The sequence below is a fragment of the Nocardia concava NBRC 100430 genome, from assembly GCF_000308815.1.
GTDB lineage: Bacteria > Actinomycetota > Actinomycetes > Mycobacteriales > Mycobacteriaceae > Nocardia > Nocardia concava.
This window is the reverse complement of sequence record NZ_BAFX01000088.1, coordinates 49,202-72,934: the sequence shown is the minus strand read 5'-3', so window position 1 is coordinate 72,934 and position 23,733 is coordinate 49,202. Positions and strand designations below refer to the sequence as shown.

23 protein-coding genes are annotated in these 23,733 nt (G+C 68.2%); 11 read left to right on the top strand and 12 right to left on the bottom strand.

Translation table 11 applies throughout. From position 1 onward, the window contains the following. Window positions 1-380: 380 nt before the first annotated feature. Window positions 381-2,204, bottom strand: a complete 1,824-nt coding sequence (locus ON43_RS20860) for an acyl-CoA dehydrogenase (RefSeq protein WP_040809919.1) — start codon at window positions 2,202-2,204, stop codon at window positions 381-383. A 74-nt stretch (window positions 2,205-2,278) separates the two neighbouring features. Beyond that, a complete protein-coding gene (locus ON43_RS20855; protein ID WP_040809917.1) occupies window positions 2,279-3,316 on the bottom strand; it encodes an AraC family transcriptional regulator in 1,038 nt (345 codons plus the stop codon). Between the two features lie 136 nt (window positions 3,317-3,452). Here ON43_RS20855 and ON43_RS20850 point away from each other — a divergent pair, with 136 nt between their 5' ends. Further along, a complete protein-coding gene (locus ON43_RS20850; RefSeq protein WP_051178812.1) occupies window positions 3,453-4,778 on the top strand; it encodes an aldehyde dehydrogenase family protein in 1,326 nt (441 codons plus the stop codon). A gap of 27 nt (window positions 4,779-4,805) precedes the next feature. On the opposite strand, the gene ON43_RS20845 is transcribed toward ON43_RS20850, so the two are convergent. Further along, window positions 4,806-5,216: an Ig-like domain-containing protein gene (locus tag ON43_RS20845; RefSeq protein WP_051178811.1), complete on the bottom strand. Its 411-nt coding sequence runs from the start codon at window positions 5,214-5,216 to the stop codon at window positions 4,806-4,808. A 170-nt stretch (window positions 5,217-5,386) separates the two neighbouring features. Here ON43_RS20845 and ON43_RS20840 point away from each other — a divergent pair, with 170 nt between their 5' ends. The 3 genes from ON43_RS20840 to ON43_RS20830 all read left to right on the top strand — a co-directional run bounded on the left by ON43_RS20840 (window position 5,387) and on the right by ON43_RS20830 (window position 7,497). After that, the gene (locus tag ON43_RS20840; protein ID WP_040809997.1) at window positions 5,387-5,743 is read left to right on the top strand and encodes a DUF952 domain-containing protein; all 357 of its coding nucleotides are present in this window, start codon (window positions 5,387-5,389) and stop codon (window positions 5,741-5,743) included. A 79-nt stretch (window positions 5,744-5,822) separates the two neighbouring features. Next, on the top strand, window positions 5,823-6,305 hold the full coding sequence (locus ON43_RS20835; protein WP_040809996.1) for a cation:proton antiporter regulatory subunit: 483 nt from the start codon (window positions 5,823-5,825) through the stop codon (window positions 6,303-6,305). Between the two features lie 4 nt (window positions 6,306-6,309). After that, on the top strand, window positions 6,310-7,497 hold the full coding sequence (locus ON43_RS20830; protein ID WP_040809913.1) for a cation:proton antiporter: 1,188 nt from the start codon (window positions 6,310-6,312) through the stop codon (window positions 7,495-7,497). On the opposite strand, the gene ON43_RS20825 is transcribed toward ON43_RS20830, so the two are convergent. After that, the gene (locus tag ON43_RS20825) at window positions 7,396-8,280 is read right to left on the bottom strand and encodes a rhomboid-like protein (protein ID WP_040809911.1); all 885 of its coding nucleotides are present in this window, start codon (window positions 8,278-8,280) and stop codon (window positions 7,396-7,398) included. The two genes, ON43_RS20830 and ON43_RS20825, sit on opposite strands and share 102 nt — an antisense overlap. 92 nt (window positions 8,281-8,372) lie before the next feature. On the opposite strand from ON43_RS20825, the gene ON43_RS20820 reads away from it, so the two are divergent. The 3 genes from ON43_RS20820 to ON43_RS20805 all read left to right on the top strand — a co-directional run bounded on the left by ON43_RS20820 (window position 8,373) and on the right by ON43_RS20805 (window position 11,854). After that, window positions 8,373-9,785, top strand: coding sequence for an ethanolamine ammonia-lyase subunit EutB (locus ON43_RS20820; protein WP_040809909.1), 1,413 nt, complete (start codon window positions 8,373-8,375; stop codon window positions 9,783-9,785). Window positions 9,786-10,044: 259 nt separating this feature from the next. Further along, complete coding sequence (locus ON43_RS47180) at window positions 10,045-11,112, top strand: ethanolamine ammonia-lyase subunit EutC (RefSeq protein WP_373283467.1); 1,068 nt, start codon at window positions 10,045-10,047, stop codon at window positions 11,110-11,112. A 253-nt stretch (window positions 11,113-11,365) separates the two neighbouring features. Continuing rightward, window positions 11,366-11,854, top strand: coding sequence for a YdcF family protein (locus ON43_RS20805; RefSeq protein WP_157514127.1), 489 nt, complete (start codon window positions 11,366-11,368; stop codon window positions 11,852-11,854). 47 nt (window positions 11,855-11,901) lie between these two features. Here the strand turns inward: ON43_RS20805 and ON43_RS20800 are convergent, their stop codons facing one another. From ON43_RS20800 to ON43_RS20785, 4 genes are all read right to left on the bottom strand, one after another. Further along, window positions 11,902-13,485, bottom strand: a complete 1,584-nt coding sequence (locus ON43_RS20800) for a Na+/H+ antiporter (protein ID WP_040809905.1) — start codon at window positions 13,483-13,485, stop codon at window positions 11,902-11,904. 101 nt (window positions 13,486-13,586) lie between these two features. Beyond that, window positions 13,587-14,669 carry an MHYT domain-containing protein gene (locus tag ON43_RS44360; RefSeq protein WP_063712586.1) on the bottom strand — a complete coding sequence of 361 codons (1,083 nt, stop codon included), beginning with the start codon at window positions 14,667-14,669 and terminating at the stop codon, window positions 13,587-13,589. A 250-nt stretch (window positions 14,670-14,919) separates the two neighbouring features. Next, a complete protein-coding gene (locus tag ON43_RS20790) occupies window positions 14,920-16,209 on the bottom strand; it encodes an FAD-dependent oxidoreductase (RefSeq protein WP_040809903.1) in 1,290 nt (429 codons plus the stop codon). Window positions 16,210-16,243: 34 nt separating this feature from the next. Beyond that, complete coding sequence (locus ON43_RS20785; protein ID WP_083913570.1) at window positions 16,244-16,729, bottom strand: MarR family winged helix-turn-helix transcriptional regulator; 486 nt, start codon at window positions 16,727-16,729, stop codon at window positions 16,244-16,246. Between the two features lie 125 nt (window positions 16,730-16,854). Between ON43_RS20785 and ON43_RS20780 the strand changes: the two genes are divergently transcribed. Next, the gene (locus ON43_RS20780; RefSeq protein ID WP_040809901.1) at window positions 16,855-17,718 is read left to right on the top strand and encodes an alpha/beta fold hydrolase; all 864 of its coding nucleotides are present in this window, start codon (window positions 16,855-16,857) and stop codon (window positions 17,716-17,718) included. Here ON43_RS20780 and ON43_RS20775 read toward each other — a convergent pair. From ON43_RS20775 to ON43_RS20765, 3 genes are all read right to left on the bottom strand, one after another. Beyond that, window positions 17,684-18,094, bottom strand: a complete 411-nt coding sequence (locus tag ON43_RS20775; protein WP_051178803.1) for an ArsR/SmtB family transcription factor — start codon at window positions 18,092-18,094, stop codon at window positions 17,684-17,686. The genes ON43_RS20780 and ON43_RS20775 overlap by 35 nt on opposite strands. Beyond that, entirely contained in the window at window positions 18,094-18,750 is a 657-nt protein-coding gene (locus ON43_RS20770; RefSeq protein WP_040809899.1) for an SRPBCC family protein, read from the bottom strand. Before ON43_RS20770 ends, ON43_RS20775 begins: the two co-directional genes overlap by 1 nt. Before the next feature lie 294 nt (window positions 18,751-19,044). Further along, window positions 19,045-20,022, bottom strand: a complete 978-nt coding sequence (locus ON43_RS20765; protein WP_040809897.1) for a LysR family transcriptional regulator — start codon at window positions 20,020-20,022, stop codon at window positions 19,045-19,047. Window positions 20,023-20,159: 137 nt separating this feature from the next. Here ON43_RS20765 and ON43_RS20760 point away from each other — a divergent pair, with 137 nt between their 5' ends. Continuing rightward, window positions 20,160-20,954: an alpha/beta hydrolase gene (locus ON43_RS20760; RefSeq protein WP_040809895.1), complete on the top strand. Its 795-nt coding sequence runs from the start codon at window positions 20,160-20,162 to the stop codon at window positions 20,952-20,954. 15 nt (window positions 20,955-20,969) lie between these two features. Then, a complete protein-coding gene (locus ON43_RS20755; RefSeq protein ID WP_040809894.1) occupies window positions 20,970-21,755 on the top strand; it encodes an SDR family oxidoreductase in 786 nt (261 codons plus the stop codon). Between the two features lie 20 nt (window positions 21,756-21,775). Here ON43_RS20755 and ON43_RS20750 read toward each other — a convergent pair whose 3' ends face one another. Beyond that, a complete protein-coding gene (locus ON43_RS20750; protein ID WP_040809892.1) occupies window positions 21,776-22,501 on the bottom strand; it encodes a TetR/AcrR family transcriptional regulator in 726 nt (241 codons plus the stop codon). A gap of 95 nt (window positions 22,502-22,596) precedes the next feature. Here ON43_RS20750 and ON43_RS20745 point away from each other — a divergent pair, with 95 nt between their 5' ends. Then, the gene (locus tag ON43_RS20745) at window positions 22,597-23,721 is read left to right on the top strand and encodes an FAD-dependent oxidoreductase (protein ID WP_040809890.1); all 1,125 of its coding nucleotides are present in this window, start codon (window positions 22,597-22,599) and stop codon (window positions 23,719-23,721) included. The last annotated feature ends 12 nt before the right edge of the window (window positions 23,722-23,733 follow it).

Here is a 23,733-nt window from a genome sequence, read left to right as displayed (position 1 = left end):
TGACTACTCTGTCAGACGTTCGGGGAGAGGTCTTTGTTCCCGTTGAGTTTCCCGTGTGTTTTCTGTAACACGACCTGGGATTTCGCTGAAAGCGAACAGGTCCTGGGAATCGGTCCCCAGCTCTGACCTAAAACGACAGGGAGCGCGACATCTCCTGTTCGAACACGCTGATCGAGTTGTCTACCGGGAGACTACCCGCGCCCGCCGACACTCACACTCCGATTGGTTCTTGTGGCCGGGAGGCCAGCAAACCGTAATCAAGGCGGCTGGATCAGAGACCTGGCCGCGACGTACTTGACCTCGCCACACGTACCGGCGTGCATACGGTACCGGGGTAGGCGGGTCGGCGGCTGTTCGCCGAACGCGAACAGCCGCGAACCTCAGAACCAGGACTCGTCGAGCTCGGTCAGGGTGCGATCGCCGGAATCGAGCAGGTCGAAATGCGGTGTGGTGCGGGGGAGTTCCCAGCGGAAGAAGTACCGAGCGGCCAGTCTCTTGCCTTGCAGGAATGCCGCGCGATCCCGGTGCCGGCCGTCGCTCGCGGGCAGCCGGTGCGCGGTCACGGCCTGCTCCAGCCAGATCCAGGCCAGCACCACATGGCCGAACGCCTCGAGGTAGACCGCCGAATTGGTCAGCGCCGCCTCGGGATTGCCGTCGCGCCACAGGCCCGCCGTGGTGGTCGCCAGGCGGGTCGCGGCCGCCTCCAGGGCGTCCGCGTACCCGCCGAGCTCGGCGTCGCCGGTGGCGCGGGCCTGCGCGATGCTCGCGGTCATGGTCTCGAGCAGGGCGGCCAGGGCCGCGCCATTGTCCAGGGTGACCTGGCGGCCCAGCAGATCCAGGCTCTGAATCCCGTGGGTGCCTTCGTGAATCGGATTGAGCCGATTGTCGCGGTAGTGCTGTTCCACGTCGTAGTCACGCGTGTAGCCCGCCCCGCCGTGGATCTGGATGGCCAGGTCGTTCGCGGTCAGGCACCACTGGCTCGGCCAGGACTTGGCGATGGGGGTGAGAATGCGCAGCAGGGTGCCCGCCCGGGCCCGCTCGGATTCGGTTGCCGCGGTGCGCTGTTCGTCGACCAGCCGGCCGCAATACAGCTGCAGCGCCAAAGCGCCTTCGGCATAGGACTTCTGGGCCAGCAGCATGCGGCGGACATCCGGGTGCTCGATGATCGGCACCTGCGCGCCGCCGCGCGCGGAGACCGGGCGGCCCTGCGGGCGGCTGCGCGCGTACTCGAGGGACTTCAGGTAGCCGGTGTAGCCCAGGGCCGTGGAGGCCAGGCCGACGCCGATGCGGGCCTCGTTCATCATCGTGAACATCTGCGCCAGACCGTGATTGGGCTCGCCCACCAGGTACCCGATCGCGCCGGGCTCCCCGCCGGGGGTGAAATTGCCGTCACCGAAGACGGGCGCGGTATTGACCGTGCCGCGCCAGCCCATCTTGTGATTGATGCCCGAGAGCGCGACATCGTTGCGCACGGTGGGCTTTCCGTCCGCGTCGGGCAGGAACTTCGGGACGATGAACAGCGAGATGCCGCGGGTGCCCTCCGGCGCGCCCGGAATGCGGGCCAGCACCAGATGCACGATGTTCTCCGAGAGGTCGTGATCGCCGCCGGAGATCCACATCTTGTGACCGAACAATCGGTACGAGCCGTCGGCGGCCGGGACCGCGCGGGTGGTGATATCGGCCAGGCTGGATCCCGCCTGCGGCTCCGACAGTGCCATGGTGCCGAAGTTGCGCCCGTCCAGCATGGGCCGGACGTAGGCGTCGATCTGCTCCGGGCTGCCGTGCGCGGCAAGCAGATTCGCATTGCCGGTGGTGAGCAGCACGTACGCGGCCGTGCCCACGTTCGCGGCGTGGAACCACGACATGCATGCCGTATACACCGAATGCGGCAGCTGCATCCCGCCGATCTCGTAATCCATTGCCGCGCCGATCATCCCGGCCTCGGCGAACGCCTTCAGCGCCTTGCCGACCGCCGGGATGATGGTCACCCGCTCGCCGTCGAAGGTCGGCTCGTGCAGATCGTTCTCGCGATTGTGCGGCGCGAAGTAGGTGGTCGCCAGATCCTGGCACAGCCGCAGCACCTGATCGAAGGTCTCGCGGGAATGATCGGCGAACCGCTCCCGCCCGGTCAGCGCCGTCACGTCCAGCCAGTCGTACAGCAGGAACTCGAGATCGCGGGCGGACATGATGCTGGACGGGTTCATGCTTCCTCAGACGGTCGGCGGGCGGGATTACACCTGCCGTCCTACCAGACGTCCAGTCTCGAGGGTGTGAAGGGCTAGCGGGTGCGGACCGGGGCGCGGCCGCGGTGGGCGCGGCCGAAGTGGCCGGGGGATTGGCCCTTCCAGGTGCGGAAGGCGGAGGCGAAGGCGGAGACGCTGGAGTAGCCGAGGCGGTCGGCGGCCTGTTCGACGGTGAGGCCGGCGATGAGGAGTTCCTCGGCGAGCATGCCGACGGTTTCCAGGCTCAGCTCGCGGAAGGTGGTGCCCTCCTCGGCGAGGCGGCGGCGCAGGGTGCGGACGCTGACGTCCAGGTCGGAGGCGATGCGGGTCTGGTCGGCGGAGCCACCGTGGCGGATGAGCAGCTGGCGCACCCGGCCGCTGAGGCCGGAGCGGCTGTGGCGGGATTCCATGAGGTCGGCGCACTGCTGCTCATAGAACCGGGCGGTCGACACATTCGCCTGGGGTAGCGGGGTTTCCAGCGTGGTGGCCTGAAACGCCATGCGGGACTGGGGCGCCGAGAAGGTGACCTCCTCGACGCCGAACACCGCGCCGAACATCTCGTAGATGGGGTGGGCCTCCACGTAGAGCTCGACCCGCACCGCGGGAATCCGCGTCGGGATGAGGTCCTGCTGGATGGTGGCGATGGCGGCCAGATCGCGTTCCAGGGCGAAACGCCGGATCTCCTCTGGCAGCGCGCTGTCGTCGCGCAGCACCCACACCTCGTTGCCGCGATTCTCGGTGTAATGCCGGGCGGCGGTGAACGACAGATCCGCGTAGCGCAGCGCAATGTCCATGGCGTGCCGCAGATTCGAGCTGCTCATGAGCGCGAAACCGAGCACCCCCATGGACGGCGGATGGCACAGCAACCCCGCGAGCAACCCCATCCCGGGCTCGTCGTCGGTGGCCGCCACGACATTGCGCAGCACGCAGAACTCTTGGGCCATGGTGATTTCGGCCGAGGGATCGCGCAGGTTGGCTTCCCTGATGCCGGTGTCCCGCAGCACCGTCTCCATCGGAATGCCTCGGCCCAGCGCGAAGTCGGCCACCAGCGCCGTGCTGAAGATGGAACGCAGGGGCACCAACTCTTCGGTCACTCAGGAAGTCTCGCAAACTTTGGGCTTCCGCATGCCCGTTACCGGCGGGTAAGTTGCCTGGGTACGGCCCATATTCGCCGATTCGTGGCCGATTGGAAGCTGGTCGGCCGAAACCCTCAGCCATACGGTGAGATTCATGCGCACCGCGCAACATTCACAGACCCAGGTGCCGGATGCCGGAAAGGTCCGTCCGCCCATGCTCACCGTGATCGCACCCGCCGACGGCCGGGTGGTCGACACCATCGCCACCGCATCGCCCGTCGAGGTGCGCGCCGCCGTGGCCCGGCTGCGGGAGAGTGCCGCGCTCTGGCACTCGCTCGGGGTGGTCGGTCGGATCCACTGGCTGACCTTGTTCCGAAACTGGTTGCTGGACAACCGCGATGGTCTGGTACGGCTACTGGGGACGGAGACCGGAAAGACCGAGTCGGAGGCCGATGCCGAGTTCGGCCTGGCCCTCGATGCCCTCGACCACTATCGCGCGCACGGCGCGGAATTCCTGGGCGGGCGACACCCGCAGGTCGCCCTGCGCCCGGGCGCGGCCATGCAGCTGGCCGTGACGCATCCGGCGGGCGCGGTGGTCGGGGTGATCGGGCCGTGGACATACCCGTTGGCGCTGGCCGTTTTCGACGCGGTGCCCGCGCTGGTGGCCGGGTCCGCGGTGGTGGTGAAGCCGTCCTCGGAGACGCCGCTGACGCTGCGCGCGATCGCCGACGGCTGGGCAAGCCTCGGGGCCCCTGCGGTTTTCGAGTCCGTGGCCGGCGGCGACGCCGGACCGGCTGTCCTCGATTGCGTGGATTATGTCCGGTTCACCGGAAGTGTGGAGACCGGGAAGGTGGTGGCCTTGCGTGCCGCCGCGCGCTTGATTCCGTGCTGCCTGGACCTCGGCGGCAAGTCCGCGGCGGTCGTTTTGTCCGATGCTGATCTGGACCGGGCCGCCGCCAGCATTGCCCTCGGCGGGCTGGCGAACAACGGGCAAAGCTGCAACAGCGTCGAGCGCATCTACGTCGAGTCCGCCGCCTACGACGCCTTTCTCGACAAACTGGTGGCCGAGGCCGCCGCCTTCGGGCCGATTCTCGGGGACGAGATCGGCACCGGGGTGATGACCTCGGCCGCCCAGGTCGAGCTGGTGCGCGATCAGGTGCGCGACGCCTTGGTCAAGGGCGCGACGCTGCGCTGCGGCGGCACCGGCGCGAACCACGCCTTCGAACCGACCGTGCTCGCCGGGGTCGATCCGAGCATGTCGGTGCTCACCCAGCAGACCCTGGGGCCGGTGCTGCCGGTGGTCCGGGTCGCCGATGCGGGCGAGGCCTTCGACCTCGCCCGCCGCTCCCCAGCGGGACCGTGCGTGAGCCTGTGGACCGGCGACACCGTCGCCGCGGCCCGGGCCGTCGGCCGATTCGCGCCGTTGCGAGTCGGTGTCAACGACATTTCTCCGCATGTGGCCCGGCCGCGGCCCTACTGAGAAGGCCGCGGCCGAAACCGGTGCGGCTTAACCGAACGAGCCGCCGCTGGCCGCGCACCCCGCGCCGCCCGAGCCCGACGAGAACGGGTTGGCGGCCGAGACGGTGACATCGATGGACTTGCTGCTCAGCGGCTGGCTGGCCGTGATCTTGTGCGCCCCAGCGGTCTTCGGGTACCACTTGATGGTCGCCTGGTTGACGCCCACCGCCGGGGCGGCCGAGCCGATGCTGACGCCGTTGTCGGTGAAGTCCACCGGCACCACCACACCGGTGATGTCCACATTCGCCGTGATGACATCCGCGCATCCGACGATCGGATTGTTGGACGCAAGCTGGACGTTGATGACGAATGCGCTCGCTTGCGGCGCCGCCAACACCGCGGCGGTGGCCATTGCGCCGATCGCGCCGGCGCCGAAGCCGACCCGCTGGATCTTGCCCATTTGATATACCTCTCGCATGTACTTCGCACCGGCGCAGCAGCCAATGCGATGTGAAATATAAGCACTTCACTTAGGTGTGTGTGAGAGTTTCGGGAACTTTCCCTCATTGATCGTTTCGGTCAGGAATTCGGTCAGGAATTAGGCTGGTCCGGGTGGGAACCGAACAGGACATGACGCCCTCGACACTGCTGCACATCTGCACCCGGGAGGAATGGGAAAACGCCCGCGCTGCAGGCGAATACCGCGCCGACTCGCTGGCCGAGGCCGGATTCATCCACCTCTCCGCCCCCTACCAGGCCCATCTGCCCGCCAACCGGCTCTTCGCCGGACGCACCGATCTCGTACTGCTGCACCTGGATCCGGCCAACCTCGACGCCCCGGTCAAGTGGGAGCCCGGCGTTCCCACCGATCCCTCCTCGATGCGCTTCCCGCATCTCTACGGACCGCTCCCGCTCGCCGCGGTCACCGAGGTGACCGAATTCCGCCCCGGCCCGGACGGCAGTTTCGCCCCGCTCGAGGTGAACTGATCGATCTCCGCCGTAGCGCGGGTCGGGCGGTGGACGGTGGCTCCCCGGGATTCGCGCGGCTTGTCCTAATGTGGACAGCGTGAACGTCGATGTGACAGCGCTGCCCGGGATCGGTGTGCGGAAGGACTTCGAGGTCCGATCGGGGCGGCGGATCGGGGTGGTGGCGCACCGCGACGGTGGGATCGACCTGATCGTGTCGCAGCGCGACGATCCGGACGCCTGCCTGGCGCAGGTGCCGTTGACCCCGGACGAGGCCGCGGTGATGGCGAATCTGCTGGGCGCGCCCCAACTGGTGCAGCAGCTGCGGGAAGAGCACTCGGACCTACCCGGGATCACCACCAGACAGCTGAGCGTCAGCGGGAGCTCGCCGTATCGGGGCCGCAGGCTGGGCGAGACCGGCATGCGCACGCGCACCAAGGCCTCCATCGTGGCGATCATGCGGGCGGGGCAGGTGCAGCCCTCGCCGGGACCGGATCAGGTGCTCGACTCGGGGGACATCCTCGTGGTCGTCGGCACCCCGCACGGGCTGGACGCGGCCGCCCGCATCCTGGCCGACGGCTGAAGGTATGGATTCGACCGGTCTAGCCCTGTTCGAACTCGGCGCGATCTTGTTCGCGCTCGGCATGCTGGGGCGGCTGGCCGCCCGCTTCGGCATGTCGCCGATTCCGCTCTATCTGCTCGGCGGTCTGGCCTTCGGTGACGGCGGCATCGTGCATATGCGGGCCGCCACCGAATTCGGCCATCTCGCCGGTGAGATCGGCGTGGTGCTGCTGCTCCTGCTGCTCGGATTGGAGTACACCGCCGCCGAATTGATGACCGGATTGCGCCGGGACTGGCTGGCGGGCCTGCTCGACATCGTGCTCAATGCCACCCCGGGCGTGGTGGTGGCGCTGGTGCTGGGCTGGGGGCCGGTCGGCGCGGTCACCATGGCCGGGGTCACCTATATCTCCTCCTCCGGCATCGTCGCCAAGGTGCTCAACGATCTGGGCCGGTTGGGTAACCGCGAGACGCCGGTGGTGCTGTCGATCCTGGTGTTCGAGGATCTGGCCATGGCGGTCTACCTGCCGATTCTCACCATGATGCTGGCCGGGCTGAGCTTCCTCAGCGGGCTGCGGTCACTGGCCATCGCGCTGGTGGCGATCACCGTGGTGCTGGTCGTGGCGCTGAAATACGGCCGCTACGTCTCGGCGATCGTGGACAGCGAGGACCGGGAGCAGTTCCTGCTCAAGCTGCTCGGCGCGGCGCTGCTGGTGGCCGGTGCGGCCTCGGCGCTGAACGTGTCGGCGGCGGTGGGCGCGTTCCTGCTGGGCATCGCCATCTCCGGATCCACCGCGCAGGAGGCGGCGAAACTCCTCGAACCTTTGCGAGATCTGTTCGCGGCCATATTCTTCGTGGCCTTCGGGCTCAGCACCGATCCCCGGGCGATCCCGCCGGTGCTGGGCTGGGCGGTGCTGCTGGCGGTGGTGACCGCGCTGACCAAGATCGCCACCGGCTGGTGGGCGGCGTCGCGGCAGGGGATCCGCCGCATGGGCCGGGCGCGTGCGGGCGCGGCGCTGGTGGCGCGCGGCGAATTCTCCATCGTCATTGCCGGACTGGCGGTTTCGCTGGGCGGCGTGGACGGGCAGCTGGCCGCGCTGGCCTCGGCCTACGTGCTAATGATGGCCGTGCTCGGCCCGATCGTGGCGCGCGTCGTCGAGCCCGCGGTCCGGTTCGTCCAGCGGGATCGGCGACGCAACGACCCCGTCCCCGGCTGAGTTCGGTATGGCCCCGGCTGAATCCGGCTGGGCCGGGCCGAGGTTGCGGGCGGCCTTGCGCTGCTGCAGCGCGACCAGGCGGTGCGAGATCGCCACCGCGATCGCGCCCACCGTGAATCCGATGAGCAGCGCGAAGAAATGGCCGTAATCGGTGAACGTGCGTCCGTCATAGACGCCGTAGGCGTACCAGACCAGCATGCATACCGCCCACCCCCAACGCGCGCGGCCGCGCAGCCGGAAGGTCAGCACCGCCAGCATGGCCGAGATCCCGTAGCTCGGGCCGACATCCGAGGCGAACGCGACCCGGGTCGGGATCAACTGCTTGTCGATCTTGTGCGCGATGCCGAGCACCGTGATCAGCGTCGCCCCGACATGGCCGATGGCCACCACCAGAATCCAGCGCAGCGAACCCAGCCAGCGCTCGGCCAGGGCCATCAGCGTGATCAGGATGAGGATGTCGCCCCACGGGAAGCCGCCGTCGGTCCAGAACGCCGAGGCGACCAGGACCTGGATCGGATCCTTTTGCATATTGCGCAGATTGGTCGACGCCGAGAAGATCAGCCGCCGACCGACGATATCGCTGGCCCCGCGCAGCGTCCACCAGGTGATGAACAGGGTGAAGGCGTAGGCGATGCAGGCCGGGGTGACCGCCAGCAGATCGCGATAGGCCTGCACGGCGCGGCGCAGCCGGTGCGGGCGCTCCCACCAGTCGCGGAGCGCGTGCACCTCGTCGCCGAGGTCGATGGTGCGCAGCCAGGGCGGCTGGTAGGTGCCCAATCCCATTTCGCCATGGTATCCGGCACGCGTAACGCGGATTAATGCCCGGGGAAAACGGTGGTTACGTCGCAGCAACATAGGCCCGGACCATCGGAGAAGTGATCTATCACCAGCGCCTGGGCGGCACCACCCACACCTTCGACGGTCTGGTCGATCTGCTGGCCAAGGCCACGCCACGGCGCAGCGGCGACGAACTCGCCGGGTGCGCGGCGCATTCCGACGCCGAGCGGGCGGCCGCGCAGTGGGCGCTGGCCGAGGTGCCGCTGACCACGTTCCTCGAGGATATGGTCGTGCCGTACGAGACCGACGAGGTCACCCGGTTGATCATCGACGGCCACGATCGCGCTGCGTTCCAGGCGATTTCGCATCTGACCGTGGGCGGGCTACGGGACTGGCTGCTGGCCGTGGCCGCCACGCCCGGCGCCGCGGCCACCCTCGCGGCGGTCGCGCCCGGGCTCACGCCCGAAATGGTCGCGGCCGTCAGCAAACTCATGCGGAATCAGGATCTGATCGCGGTGGCGCACGCGGTGGAAGTGCGGGCCGGGTTCCGCACCAGCATCGGCGTGCCGGGCACGCTGGCCACCCGGTTGCAGCCGAATCACCCCACCGATGACCCGCGCGGCATCGCCGCGGCCGTGCTGGACGGGCTGCTGCTGGGTTGCGGTGACGCGGTCATCGGCATAAATCCGGCCACCGACTCGCCGCAGGCCACGGCGGACCTGCTGCATCTGCTCGACGAGGTGCGCCAGCGGTTCGACATCCCTACGCAGTCGTGTGTGCTGTCGCATGTCACCACCACGCTCGGGCTGATCGAGGCCGGTGCGCCGGTGGATCTGGTGTTCCAGTCCATCGCCGGTACCGAGGGCGCGAATTCCGGCTTCGGCGTGAATATCTCGCTGCTGCGCGAGGCCAACGAGGCGGGCCGGTCGCTGCGCCGCGGCACCGTCGGCGACAACGTCATGTACCTCGAAACCGGTCAGGGCTCGGCCCTTTCGGCCGGCGCTCACCTCGGCACCGGCGGCAAACCCGTCGACCAGCAGACCCTCGAAACCCGCGCCTACGCCGTCGCCCGCGACCTCGACCCGCTGCTGATCAACACCGTCGTCGGCTTCATCGGCCCCGAATACCTCTACGACGGAAAGCAAATCATCCGAGCCGGCCTCGAAGACCACTTCTGCGGCAAACTCCTCGGCCTCCCCATGGGCGTCGACGTCTGCTACACCAACCACGCCGAAGCCGACCAGGACGACATGGACACCCTCCTCACCCTCCTCGGCGTGGCAGGCTGCCCCTTCGTCATAGCCGTCCCCGGCGCCGACGACGTCATGCTCGGCTACCAATCCCTCGCCTACCACGACGCCCTCTACGCCCGAAAAGTCCTGAACCTCCGCCCCGCCCCCGAATTCGCCGCCTGGCTCGACAACCTCGGCATGCTCGACCCCACCGGCCGCATCCTCCCGACCAGCCCCCATGCCTCCCCGCTGCGCGCCCTCACCAGGGGTGCGGCATGACCCGATCCCCGTTGAGTGGCACACCAGCTCGGCCGAATCGGGCAAATCCCCGCACTGGTGTGCCACTCAGCGAGGACGGCGGCATCCAGACGGCGCGCGGAATCGGCCGACGAATCGGTGGGAACTGCCGCGCGAGCGCCGTGCCGAAATTCAGGGCTCGGGATGCGTGGCCGACGGAGGAGCGAAGTGCGTGGCCGACCGAGGTGCGGATGGCGTGGCAGACGAAGGCTCGGGGTGTGGTGGACATGGAGAGGGAGCTATGACTTCGAAGGAATCGTCGGGCATTGCGCGACGCGCGGATGACCCTGCTACCCAGGCATTCTGGGATGGATTGCGCCGAACCACCCAGGCGCGAATCGGCCTCGGTCGCGCTGGCGACGCGTTGCCGACCGCCGACGTACTGGAGTTCCGCGCGGCACACGCGGCAGCTCGCGACGCGGTACACAATCCGCTCGACGTCGCGGCCTTGGCCGTCGAAGTCTCGGCGCTGGGGTTGGGCGAGCCGGTCCACGTGCGCAGCCTCGCCGGTAACCGATCCGAATACCTGCGGCGACCGGACCTGGGCCGACTGCCGGGAGGCGTCGCCCCCGCCGGCCCTCTCGGAGCCGGAGCTGCGAATTCCACTGCAGGCCATACGATCTGGTCCGGAGCCGGACCCGACGGGGCCGGAGCCCGTGGCGATGGCGACGCGAGCAAGGGCGGCGGCGCGGTTGCGGGTGCCGATATCCACGCGGGTGGTGCGGGGTTCGCCGGTGTGGGTCCTTCGGGACCGTTGTCGGCGGTGCCGTACAGCGGGGCCGATGTGGGATTCGTTCTGGCCGACGGGCTTTCGCCGCTGGCGCTCGCCGAGCACGGTGTGCCGATGTTGGCGGCGCTGGCCGAGGCGCTGGGGGAGCGGTACACGCTCGCTCCTCCGGTGATCGCGACCCAGGCGCGGGTGGCGTTGGGTGACCATATCGGCGCGGCGCTCGGCGTCACCACGGTGCTGGTGTTGATCGGGGAGCGCCCAGGCCTGTCGGTGGCCGACAGCCTCGGCATCTACCTCACCCACTACCCGCGCCCGGGCCGCGCCGACTCCGAACGCAACTGCATCTCCAACATCCACCCGCCCGAAGGCCTCACCTACGCCCGAGCCGCCCAGGTCACCACCGGCCTCGTCGACGGCGCCCGCCGCCTCGGCCGCTCCGGCGTCGACCTCAAGGACACGTCCACGACCTCGGCATTGACGCCCGCGTCGGCGGAACCGCTACTCCTCGACGCGCGCACTGTCGAGACAGACGTCCCGATCACATCCGGGCCGCTACTCCTGGACGCCGATTCCGCCTGAAATCCAGTCGGATTCCAGCCTCTGCTCCGGCGCGCCTGCCCGCTCCCAGGGGGAGCTGATCCGAGCCGCTACCGTCGATGTGGTGTCGCGGCGTCGAACGGCGCTGGAGTGGGCTGTCGAGGAGGTGCGGTGGCGGGGCGGTTGTGGGGAGCGGGGCTTTCGGTGGTGGGGGGCGCGCTGTTGGCGTCCTTGGGCGGGTTTGTCGGGTACACCGTGACGCGGGCTCGGCGGGATCCGCTGCCGGGGGGCGGAGGTGGTGGTTGTGCTGGGGTGTCGGCTGCGGCACAACCGGGTTGGGCCGATGTTGCAGCGGCGGTTGGATCGGGCGGTCCAAGTGGTTCGGGGGGAGTGGCGGCGGGGTGGGATGCCGCTGGTGGTGGTGTCCGGTGGGCAGGGGAGCGGGGAGTCGGTCGCCGAGGCGGATGCGATGGCGGATTATCTGGAGTCGCAGGGGATTTCGGGGGAGGTCATCGTTCGGGAGGGGCGGTCTCGGAATACCGAGGAGAATTTGCGGTTCACGGCACGGGAGCTGCGGGGGCGAGGGATCGATCCCGAGGTGGTGCGAATCACGGTGGTTACCAGTGACTTTCATGTGTTGCGGACGGCCGGGCTGGCGCGGCGGCAGGGGTTGCGGGTGCAGGTGACCGGGGCTCGAACGGCGCGGTTGCTGGTGCGCAAGTCGTTCCTGCGCGAATTCGTGGCAGTGTTGGTGACTCCGGCGGGGTGGCGCGGCCCTCGATAGCGGCGGATCGGTTGCCGCGCAGACCCTTCGGGTGAAGTTCGGGCCCGTCAGTTGCCGCGCAGGTCGAGGCGGCGCATGACGCGGTCGACGACGTCGGGTGGGATGCCTGGTTCGCGGCGGGCCGCGAGGGCTTCGGCGCGACCGGCCTCCAGGACGTCGTTGGTGATGCCGCGCATTTTCTTGGTGAAGGCCAGGGTGCGGTCGGTGTTCATGCGGGCGTTGTCGTCGGCCGCCTCCGGATCCGCTTGGGCCAGACGGCGTTCGAAGTTGGTGCGCAGGCGGTCGTAGACCTCGTCGGGCAGCTGCTCGTCCTGGGAGATCTCCTTGAGCCGGGCGAGTTCGGCCTGGAGTACGCGCGTCCACAGTTGGCGTTCCATGGCGCGTTCGGTACCGGTGTCGGCGTGCACGCCGGTCGCGCGCACCACCGCGGGCAGGGTCGGGCCTTGCAGCAGCAGCGTGAAGAGCACGACCGCGAAGGCGGTGAACAGGATTTCGGTGCGTCCGGGGAACGGCTTCCCGTCGTCGGTGGTGAACGGGATGGCCAGCGCCAGCGCCACCGTCGCCACACCGCGCATGCCCGCCCACCACGTCACTATCGTCTCGCGCCAGGTGTAGGGCTCGTCCTTGTCCCGGGTGCGCCACCAGCCCTGGAAGACCGCGGTGGTGCCGAGCAGCCAGATCAGCCGCAGCCCCACCACCACCGCGATGACCACCGCCGCGCCGCCGATGAACTTGGGCCAGTCGGGCCCGGCATCATGCAGCACCGTGCTCAATTCCAGCCCGATCAGCCCGAACGCGAAACCGGTGACCAGCATCTCGGTGATCTCCCAGAACGAGTCGCCGATCAGCCGGTAGTCGCTGTCGCTGAAATCCGTTGCGGCATCGATGAGATACAGCGAGCACACCAGCACCGCCAGCACCGCCGACCCGCCCCGCGCCTCCGAGACCCCGTACGCCGCGAACGGCAGCAGCAATCCCAGCGCGACCCGGCAAGGCGCATCGTCGATCCACACCATGAGCTTGTTTCCGGCCCAGCCGAGCACCAGCCCGACCAGCACGCCGACCAGCGCCGAGATCAGGAACTCCTCGAATGCGCCCCAGGCCGAGAACTTTCCGGTGGTCACCGCCGTGACCGCGGCGGTGTACAGCACGATCGCGGTGACGTCGTTGAACAGCCCCTCGCCCTCGAGCACCGCGACCAGACGCCGCGGCAGGCCCAATTTTCCTGCCAGCGCCGACACCGCCACCGGATCCGGCGGCGCCACCAGCGCCCCGAGCGCGATCGCCGCACTGATCGGAACGGCCGGATACCAGAGGTGAAAAGCCCAGGCCACCGCCGCGGTGGTGACGATGACCAGCACCACGGCCCGCATGGTGATGGCGCCCCAGTTCTCCGCGAAGCTGCGCCAGGAGGTGCGCCGCGCGGCCGCGTACAGCAGCGGCGGCAGCACCAACGGCAGGATGAGCTTGGGATCGATATGGATCTCGGGCACCTGCGGGATGAGCGCGAGCACCACGCCGAACGCGGTCATGAGCACGGCCGGAGCCTGGCCCAGCCGCCGTCCCAGCGGTTGCGCCAGGATGGTCGCGAACAGGACCGCGAAGATCAACTCCAGTTGGTGGTGCGCCACGGCAGCCAGTTTGCTGCCGATATGCCCGAAAGTCGATCAACCGGTCCGTATTCTCAGCGAACCGCCACGGCAATCCTCAGCTGGCCGGCGGGCGGCTCGGTTCAGGAGAAGCGACGCGTGCGCGGGCGGGTGGTATTCCGGTCCCGGCCCGCGGGAGCCGCGCCGACCGGCTCGTACTGCCCGGGACGCGGGTAGTCGGGCGCGGCGGCGTGCCGACCCGGCACCGGATAGTCGGAGGCGGGCGGGTAGAGGCCGGCCGTTCGATAGTCCGTCGGGCCGGGGTGGTCCTGGCCGGATCCGAAGGCGTCCACGTGAGCCGCGGTGAATCCCGAGCCCGCTGCCCCGGCCGCCGTCGGCGCGGCCCCGGCGACCATCGCCGTTGCACCGGGCGCCGCCGAGGCGGACCGCAGCGACCAGGCCGCGCGCGAGTCCGGTTGCGGCCGTACGGGTTCAGGCATCATCGAGCGTTCGTCCACCTCGGTGAGACCGACGTGGATGAGCAGCACCAGCGTCACCATGCTGACGCTGATCATGAGCGGCGCCAGCAATTCCATGGCACCCGCGCCGCCCGGCCGTACCGCATTGTCGATGCGATGCGCGCTCATCGACGCCATGCCGGTGTAGTGCATGCCGCACACCGCGACACCCATGATCAGCGCCGCGCCGATGGTGGCCCAGATACCCCTGATGACCAGCGTGAACCACAGCGCCACGGTGGCCGCGACCACCGCGATGATCAGGGACACGGTCACGATGCCCGGGTTGTAATCGATCATGGCGTCGGACTTCATGGCGTACATGCCCGAGTAGTGCATGGCCCCCACACCCAGCCCCGTGACCGCGCCACCCGCGAACAGCGACAGCCGCCCGAACGGCTCACGCGCCACCACGAACAGCCCGAGCCACACCACCACGATCGAGATCACCGCGCTGAGCAGCGTGAGCGGCACGTTGTAGCGGATCACCGCCCCGTGAATGCTGAAGCCCAGCATGGCGATGAAGTGCATGACCCAGATGCCGGTGCCGCCGATGGCGATGGCCGCCGAGACCAGCCAGCCGGTGCGTCCGTCCCCGGTCCGGGCCCGCGCGGTACAACGCAGGCCGAGCAGGGATCCGGTGACGGACATGATGTACGCCAGCACGGGGGTGACCCACCCATAACTGAAGTGGTGAATTTCCAGCACTCGAACTCCATTGCCAGAACAGGGGTTTCGCTATCGCCAACTGCGACGGGGGCACACTACCGGGCAGGATTCGGATTGGGAAATTGAAAGGGAATGTTTCATGTAAATTACTTCCGGCTGGGAGATTTCCGATCGGTCAGCAACCCTCCGGTAGACAGAATGTTCTGTGCGCGTGGGGGTTTCGAGTCTCGCGCTCCCGTCACGCAGACGTTGTGAAATCAGAGCGGAGACGCACCGACTGTGTCGGCAGTCACTCGGCGCCCATGTCCGCGAACATCTTTCGCTTCATGGCCGGAATGGCATTGGCGGTGCGGAAGACGAGTTTGCCCGCGCCCCGGGCGAACCGGCTGTCGGACACCGACTGATTGGCCGCGGTCAACGAGGTGCGCACGGCCGCGAAACCGTAGTCGATCATGTCCGCCTCGTAGGCGTGCAGGCCCTCGATCAGCCCGTGTTCGCGGCGTTCGGCGGCGACCAGCGCGCGGTACAGCCCGAGCGCGTCCCGCAGCGCGGTGTTCGCGCCGATGCCCGCGAACGGGGTCATGCTGTGCAGCGCGTCGCCGAGCAGCGTGACATTCGTGGTCTCCCAGGCCGGGATCGGCACCGAGGTCTTGATCGGCAGCAGGGTGGCGGTCTCGGGATCGGATTCGGTGACCAGCGTGCGCAGTTCGGGCGCCCAGCCCGCGGTCATGCGCACCGCCAGCGCGTGCAGTTGCGCGGCCGACAGGGTTTCGAGGTCGGCGCCGTAGCGTTCCCGCTTGGCGGCGAAGGCCCAGAACACGTACGGCTGGGTGTTGTCGTGCAGCAGGCCCGGTGGCAGTCCGGCCTGGTTGCCCGCGATGTGTTCGGCGCCCTCGGGGATGTCGAATTCGTGCGGGGCCAGGAACATTCCGCAGCCGCTGGGCGGGATGACGCTGAGCGGATTGCGCAACAGCCTCGTGTCCAGGCGGGCACGGGATTCCGGGGTCAGCCCGTATTTCCCGGCGATGGTGACGATTCCGGTGTCCACGCGCTCGGCGTGCGGCAGATATTGCGCCCGGACGCGGGAGGTTCCGCCGTCCGCGCCGACGAGGACGTCGCCGGTTTCCGAGGTGCCGTCGGCGAAGTGGGCACGTACGCGCCCGTCCGGGAGTCGCTCATAGCGATCGAACATGCTGCCGTAGTGCACGACTCCGTCCAGGTCGGCCAGCAGCAACTGCCGCAGGGTGATGCGGCTGATGCCGTAATGCCCGCTCGCGTCTTCGCTCGGATCGATCTGCAGCAGTTCACGCAGCTGCTCGGTGACGAAGCCGAACCCGTTGCCGCCCCGGCCCGCACACGCCACGAAGGTCGAATACAGCTCGGGGGAGAGCAGTTCGGCCAGGGCGTCGCTGCCGTGCGGGTTGATGTGGATGCGAAAACCTTGCAAGCGGTCGGTGCGCTGGGTCTCGCGTTCGTGAACGCTGACGCTCACTCCGGCGCGGCGCAGTCCATTGGCGAGCGCGAGCCCGCCGATGCCGCCGCCGGCGATGATGACGTGCAGGGGTGTGTTGGTGGCCATGACATTTCCTCTCGTGTGCCGGCCTCTGTCGTGCTCAGATCCGGCTCCAGCCGAACCTGCCCGGGCGCTTACGATTCGCCCGTTGCTGCTGATGTGCTCCCGCCGTGGCCCAGGCCTCGATCATGCGATCCAGCAGCCTGGTCAGGGTCTCGACGTCCTCGGCCGACCAGTCGGCGATCACCGCGCCGAACACCTGATCGCCGATCTCCAGGAACTGCGCCAGCTCCGCCCGCCCGGCCTCGGTGGCCTCGACGAGCACGGCCCGCCGGTCCGCCGGATCGGGGGAGGTGGCGACCAGGCCCGAATCGATCAAGGCCTGCACGTGCCGGGTGATGGAAGACGGCAGCGCGTCGAGGCGTTCGGCGATCTCCCCGGCGCGCAGCGGGCCGGATTCGGCCGCGCACTGCAGCACACCCACCCGGACCGGGTCGTAGGCGCGAGAAGTGCCCTGCCGCATGGCTTCCGCGAACCGGGAGGTGGCCCGGGCGAGCTTCGAAACCTGGTCCTTATTTGCTTCCATGAATCAACTATAAAATTTGATTGCGTGAAACAAAATAGTCTGGCGGGAAATGGACATGGGCCGGGCCAGTTAGGGGGATAGAGTCCTGGCTGAGGCTGGATCGGTCAGAAAGTCCAGGGGGACAGGTGAATACGAGACTGACGACGTTTTCCAACGACGGCTGGACCTTCGATGTCGTCGACGAGGGTCCGCTCGACGGAACGCCGATCGTGCTGCTGCACGGCTGGCCGCAGACGGCCGCCCAGTGGTCGCGGCTGGCTCCTCACCTGCATGAACACGGCTATCGGACGATCGCTCCCACGCAGCGTGGGTACTCGCCGGGTGCGCGGCCGCGGGGTCGCTACGCCTATCGCATGAGCGTTCTGGTCGGCGACATCGTCGCCTTGATCGAAGCGCTGGGCGGCGAGCCCGTCCATCTCGTCGGCCACGACTGGGGTTCCGCGGTGGCTTGGTCCACCGCCACCGCCCACCCCGAACTGGTGCGCACGCTGACCTCGGTGTCCGTCCCGCATCCCATGGCGTTCATGCGCACGATGCTGACCACGACGCAGTTCTTCCGCACGTTCTACATGGTTTTGTTCCAGGTCCCGTGGATCCCCGAGCTGGTGATCTCGCGAGTTCTTCGCGTCGCACGCCACCCCGATCGCCGTGCCCGCGCCCTCGCGCTCTCCGGCATGGATGCCGAGCAATTCGACCGGATCCTGCGCGACATTCTCGATTCCGGTGCGCTGAAGTATTCGATCAACTGGTACCGGGCGATGCTGATCACCAACCCGCTGGCGGCATCCCGAAAGGTCAGTGCGCCAACGACTCACGTCTCCAGCACCCGCGACCCGTTCATGGTCGCCAAGAACGCGACCCTCGCGGGCAACTACGTGACCGGCCCCTTCGCCCACGAGGTTCTCGACGCCACCCACTGGGTCCCCGAGGAACGCCCGGCCGAACTGGCGGCGCTCATCCTGTCGCGGACCGCCGCGTCGATTCGCTAGCCCGCCGTTCCCGCTTGCCGCACGCGACCTCGGTGCCGAGTGCGTCGAGCGGATTCGCGAAGTACCGCAACGGATCCGCGAGCGCGGTCAGCCACATGCTCGCCGTCTCGACCCCCGCCGGATCCAGGCTGTAGAACCGCCGCGTTCCCTCGGCGCGCACGATCACCAGCCCGGCCTCCCGCAGCACCTTCAAATGCTGCGAGACGCCGGGTTGGGAGATCGGGTGCCGGTCCCGGACCGTCTCGACGATCGTGCCCGCGGGCTGCTCGCCCGCGGCGACGAGTTCGAGGATGAAGCGGCGGATCGGATCGCCGAGCGCCTCGAAAATCCTTGGATCACCGCCTGGCTCGAAAGTCTGTGGGGGAGAAGGGGTCATCAGGATTCGGGGCTGTCCTCGGGTTCGATCGTGTAGAACCCGAACGTAGCCTCTGCCGCCGCCCGCGCGGCACCGGGGTCATCCCCGTCGGCGATCGCCGCGGCACCCCACGCGTCTACGGCGGCTCGAATGAAGGCGAGCCCCTCCGGAGTCTTGTGCAGGGTTTGCCCCACTTCGGGATCCACCGCCTCGCCGGTGGACACGTACGCGTCCAGCCCCAGGAATGCGAGATCCCACCCGACCCCCACCGCGCCGGGACCGAACTGGCCCCAGAAGACGGGATCGAACGGCATCTCGTGCCGCAACTCCAACTCGGTGCCTTCCCCGGCTGGGCGCAGGCTGACCTCGACCCAAGAAACCTGCCCCGCGAATTCCCAGGTGATGGCAAACGTTTTCGGCGCATCACACCGCTCGATCGTCCCGCCGGCCTGCCCCTCGAGCTGATACTTCCCGCCCTCTTCGAGCGTCCCGCTGATCGGCAGGAACCACCGCGGAATCCGTTCCGCACTGGTCAACGCCTCCCACAGATCCGCCTGATCGGTCGGATACTTGCGCCTCGCGACGGCGATCCGGGTCGGCCCGCCATCGCGCGTACTCGTCCGCACTTCGCGGGTAACCATCCCCGCCTGTCGCACAGGATCTGGCAACAACGTCACGACAACCTCCTTTGATAAGTTGCCACTTATATTACCCCGCGAGCCTGACGGATGCGGGGAGGGTCTATTTCGGCCGCATGCGGGCCGCTTCAATCCGGGTGGCGAGCTCCAGCAGGTCCGCTGCAGGACCGTTCGGCGGAGTCCGTCGATGCCAGATGGCGCGGAACTTTCTGGCCCCGATCCAATCGGTGACGGCGTCAGCGCAACCAGTCTCGGCTCTCTGGGAGTAGACACCCCCTACGTTCGCGACTACCAGCCCTGACCGCCACGCCGACGACCTCGCGCCCCGGCGATCTACTCCGGCCGGGTCTGTGGGGCATCGATCGGGGTATCGGGAGGGAACCAGGCGGGGGCGAATCGCGAAGAGGGTGAACACCACTGGCGATCACTGGCCGTCTTCTCCGCGATCTCCAGGAATTCGGCGACGGGAGGGGGGAGTGGTTCGTCGCGCCAGGCTATGGACCACGGATAGTAGGGCTGGAATTCCGACGGGCGGTGGGTAGGGACTCCCAACTCCTCGTATCGCAGTGCGTAGCTTTCGAATTCGAGGATGTGCGCGGGTGTGGTGGCGCGTTTCAGGGCGGCCAGGCAGTGGCCGAAGGTGCCCGGATTCCCCAGCCATCGCAGCGAAACACCGGCTTGGCGTTCGAATGTCGTCAGGTATTCGCCGTGGACGTTGTAGAGGCCGGAGTCCGGTCCGTCGGCGAAGGCCTCCAGCGGACGTTCGTGCAGCGAGACTTCCGGCCGCGGTGGATCGCCGGGGCGCCCGACCAGGAGCAGCGGTTCCAGGCGCAGGCGGCGGAAACACCATCCGGTCGGATGCTGTGCCGTCATGGCCGCGGTGACCCGGAGCATGGCGATGTCGAGGCGGTTCTCCAGCAGTGCTTCGAGCTGCCGGGTGCTGTCGAGGGACCGCTCGACAATGCGAACCGCGGGATGGACTGCCGCGAATTCGTCGGCCACGGTCCGGCTGGTCTGCAATTCGAAGATGTGCGCGATCCGCACCACATCGGAGTCGGCCGTCCCGCGCCCGATACGCGTTGCGAGCGCGATCATCTCGCGCGCGTCGGCGAGTACCCGCTGCCCGCGCGCAGTGAGTGTGACGTGGCGACTGTCGCGTTCCAGCAGCGCGCCGCCGAGTCGCTCCTCGAGCTTGCGGATCTGCTTGGACAGCGCGGGCTGGGTGATGAACAGCTTGGCGGCGGCCCGGCCGAAATGCAGTTCCTCGGCGAGGACGACGAAGTAGCGCAGCTGTCGCAGATCGAGATCCATTGCCCGCCCCCGCTTCTCCGCCGGTCCATCCGCAAGTCACCTGCAAGTATGCGGTTCCGGTTATCGATCGTGGTCCATTACGACTTGGACGCGCCGCGAGTCGCGATGCTGAAGTGAATGAGCCGAAAGGGAGTGATATGTCGCCGACACCGGTTCTCTTCATCCATGGACTCTGGCTGCACGCCACCAGCTGGGGGCCGTGGCTCGACCACTTCCGGGCCGCCGGTTACGCCCCCATCGCCCCGGGCTGGCCCAACGAGCCCGACACCGTCGCCGCGGCCCGCGCCCACCCCGAGGCCGTCGCGGACATCGGAATCGATGATGCGGCAGCGCATTTCGCATCGATCATCCAGACCCTTCCGTCCCCGCCGATCATCATCGGCCACTCCTTCGGTGGCCTGCTCACCGAGAAGCTGATGGGCCAGAACCTCGGCATCGCCGGTGTCGCCATCGATCCGGCCCAGATCAAGGGCGTCCTCCCGCTCCCGCTCGCCCAGCTGCGCGCCGGCCTGCCCGCCCTCGGCAACCCCGCCAACCTGCACAAGGCGGTGTCCTTGACCGAGAAGGAGTTCCGCTTCGGTTTCGGCAACGCGGTCAGCGAACAGGAGTCGGCCGAACTCTTCGAGCGCTGGACCATCCCCTCACCCGCCCGCCCCCTCTTCCAGGCCGCCGCGGCGAACTTCGTCCTGCACTCGGAGGCGAAGGTCGACACCGCGAACTCGAATCGCGGCCCGCTGCTGCTCATTTCGGGTCTCGAGGACCACACCGTCCCCGACGTGGTGACCCGCTCGACCCTGAAGCAATACCGCGACTCCACAGCGGTCACCGAACTGAAGCAGTTCGAGGGCCGCGGCCACTCTCTAACCGTCGACAGCGGATGGAAGGACGTGGCCGACGCGGTCCTGGCCTGGCTGGCCGACAAGGGTTTCTGACACCGAGGAGGGCGCATGGATCTGGGACTCACCGACACCCTCGCCGTGGTGACCGGCGCGAGCCGCGGCATCGGCCTGGCCATCACCCGCACCCTCGTCGAGGAGGGTGCGATCGTGGTGGCCGCGGCCCGCCACACCGGTGACGATCTGCGCGCCCTCGCCGACACCGGCCGCGTCCACCCGGCCGAAGTGGATCTGTCCACCGCGCAGGGCGCGACCGAATTGGGTGCCGTCGCAGCGAAATTCGGCATCACGGCGATGCTGTTCAACAATGTCGGCGGCGTGACACCCCGGCTGAACGGCTTCCTCGACATCGCGGACGAGGAATGGCTGTCCACCCTGACGCTGGACCTGCTCGCCGCGATCCGGGTGACGCGCGCGCTCCTGCCGGGCATGCTCGAGGCCCGGCAGGGCAGCATCGTCACCATCAGCTCGGTCAACGCCAAACTGCCCGACCCCACCGTGATCGACTACAGCGCCGCCAAGGCCGCACTCACCAACTTCAGCAAATCCCTGTCGAAACAGGTAGGCGCGCAGGGCGTTCGAGTAAACACCATCAGCCCCGGGCCGGTCGCCACAGATCTCTGGCTGGGCGAGCACGGGGTGGCACAAACCATCGCGGGCACCGCCGGCGGCGATCCGGACGCCGTGGCCCGCACCGCGGCAGCCCAGTCCGTCACCGGGCGATTCACCCGCCCCGAAGAAATCGCCGACCTAGCCGTCTACCTCTCCAGCCCCCGCGCCGCCAACATCACCGGCTCGGACTTCACCATCGACGGCGGCCTGATCACCACCATCTGACCGACCACCGTTTGCCGCGGTCACTTGGATTCGGGCTCCAGGTTGTTGATGAGCAGGCGGAGGGTGAATTCGAAGCGCTCGGGGCCGGTGCCGGAGATCAGTTCGGCGGCGTGGCGTTGGGTCTGGGGGAACTTCTCGGCGGGCAGCGCGGTGAATCGGTCCAGCAGTTCGTCCTGGCTGAGCACCCATTCCTGGTCCGGGGACCGGCGTCGTTGCTGGACCAGGGACTGTTCGAGGGCGTAGGCGCTGACGTAGAGGGACAGCGCGTCGCGGGCCCATCCGGCCGTTTTCGGGTCGATGCCGCCCGTGAGTAGGATCGCGAGGATTCCTTCGCCGACGCGCAGGGTCTCCAGGTTGGTCGAGACCATGGCCAGGGCCGCGCGCGATATTCCGGGGTACTTCAGGTACAGATCGCGGATCTGCGTGTACACGTCCAGCAGTTGTTCCCGCCAGGCGTCCGGGTCCGGTTGCGGGAGAACGACTTCGGCGTACAGCCGCCCGATCAACAGGTCGTCGATGTCGTCCTTGTTGACGATGTGCGCGTAGAGCGACGACGGACCGGTGCCGAGCAGGGTGGCGACGCGGCGAATGGTCAGTGCGTCGTAGCCCTCGGTGGCGACCACCTCCAAGGCGGCGTCGGTGATCCGCTCGGCGGTGATCGGCCGCTTGCGCGGTGCCGGCGTGGCGGCGTCTGCCCCGAGTTGGGCGTGGCGAGCGGCGCGGCGTTGGCGGGGAGCGGCGGTCATGACGGTCACTATAGCTTGACACGAACAATGTTCGTTAAGTAGAACTTAGATCGTCTGAACGAACTTAGTTCGTTTCTCTGTCTCGGAGGTGTGCGATGCGAGTTTCCGTTGTCGGAGCCGGTCTGGGTGGTTTGGCTCTCGCACAAGGTCTGCGCGGTACCGGAATCGAGGCCGAGGTTTTCGAACGTGACCCAGGGATCGTCGCGCGGTTCCAGGGCTACCGGCTCGTCCTGAACGAGATCGGTTTCCAGTCGGTGCGCGACTGTCTGCCGATGCGCTGGCACCCGCTGCTCGACGAGATCGTCATGGAGGCCTCCGCCGAGCAGCTGATCCTGGATCCGCAACTGAACGAGATCGGCAAGCTCGGCGCGGGCCGCACCGGCCTCGTGGTCGACCGGCAGGTGCTGCGGCACCTGCTGCTGACCGGCCTCACCGTGCACACCGACGCCGCGCTCACCGGCTACGACCTGCTACCCGACGGTCAGGTCCGAGCTCGCTTCGCCCACCGCGAACCCGCCACCGCCGACCTGCTCGTCGGTGCCGACGGCATCACTTCCGCGGTCCGCCGCGTGCTCTCACCTCAGACGACCCCGACCGACACCGGCGTCCGCTTCGTCATCGGCCGCACCCCGCTGACCGACGAATTCGCCACCCTGTCAAAGGCTTACGGCTCGAAGATCGCCGGCGACGGCGTCAGCCTCCTACTCGGCGCGATGCGCTTTCGCACCCCGCCCAAGCGGGCCGCCGAAGAACTGGCCCCCGAAGTCACCCTCCCCGACATCGGCGACTACGTCCGCTGGGCCATGATCCTTCCCCCGAACGGCTCCCTGGAAAACCTCACCGCCCAGGACGCCGTCCTCTCCAGAATGGAGGGCTGGCACCCGACCCTGTGCGCCCTGATCGAGCAGGCCGACCCCGACAACAGCACCCTGCTCTCGATCCGAGTGGTCAAGCCCGCCAACCGCTGGCCCTCCGGCCCCGTCACTCTCCTCGGCGACGCCATCCACGCCACCTCCCCAACCGGTGGCAACGGCGCCAACACCGCCCTCCGCGACGCAGACCTATTGCGCCGCAACCTGATCGACGCCTTCGCTGGCCGCCGAAACCTGCTCCCCGCCGTCTCCGACTACGAGCGACAAATGCTCGACTACGGCGCCGAAGCCGTCCGCACCAGCCTGGACAAGCTCCCCGCCTTCGCTCCCGAAGCCAAACTCACCTGAGCCCCGGGCCAA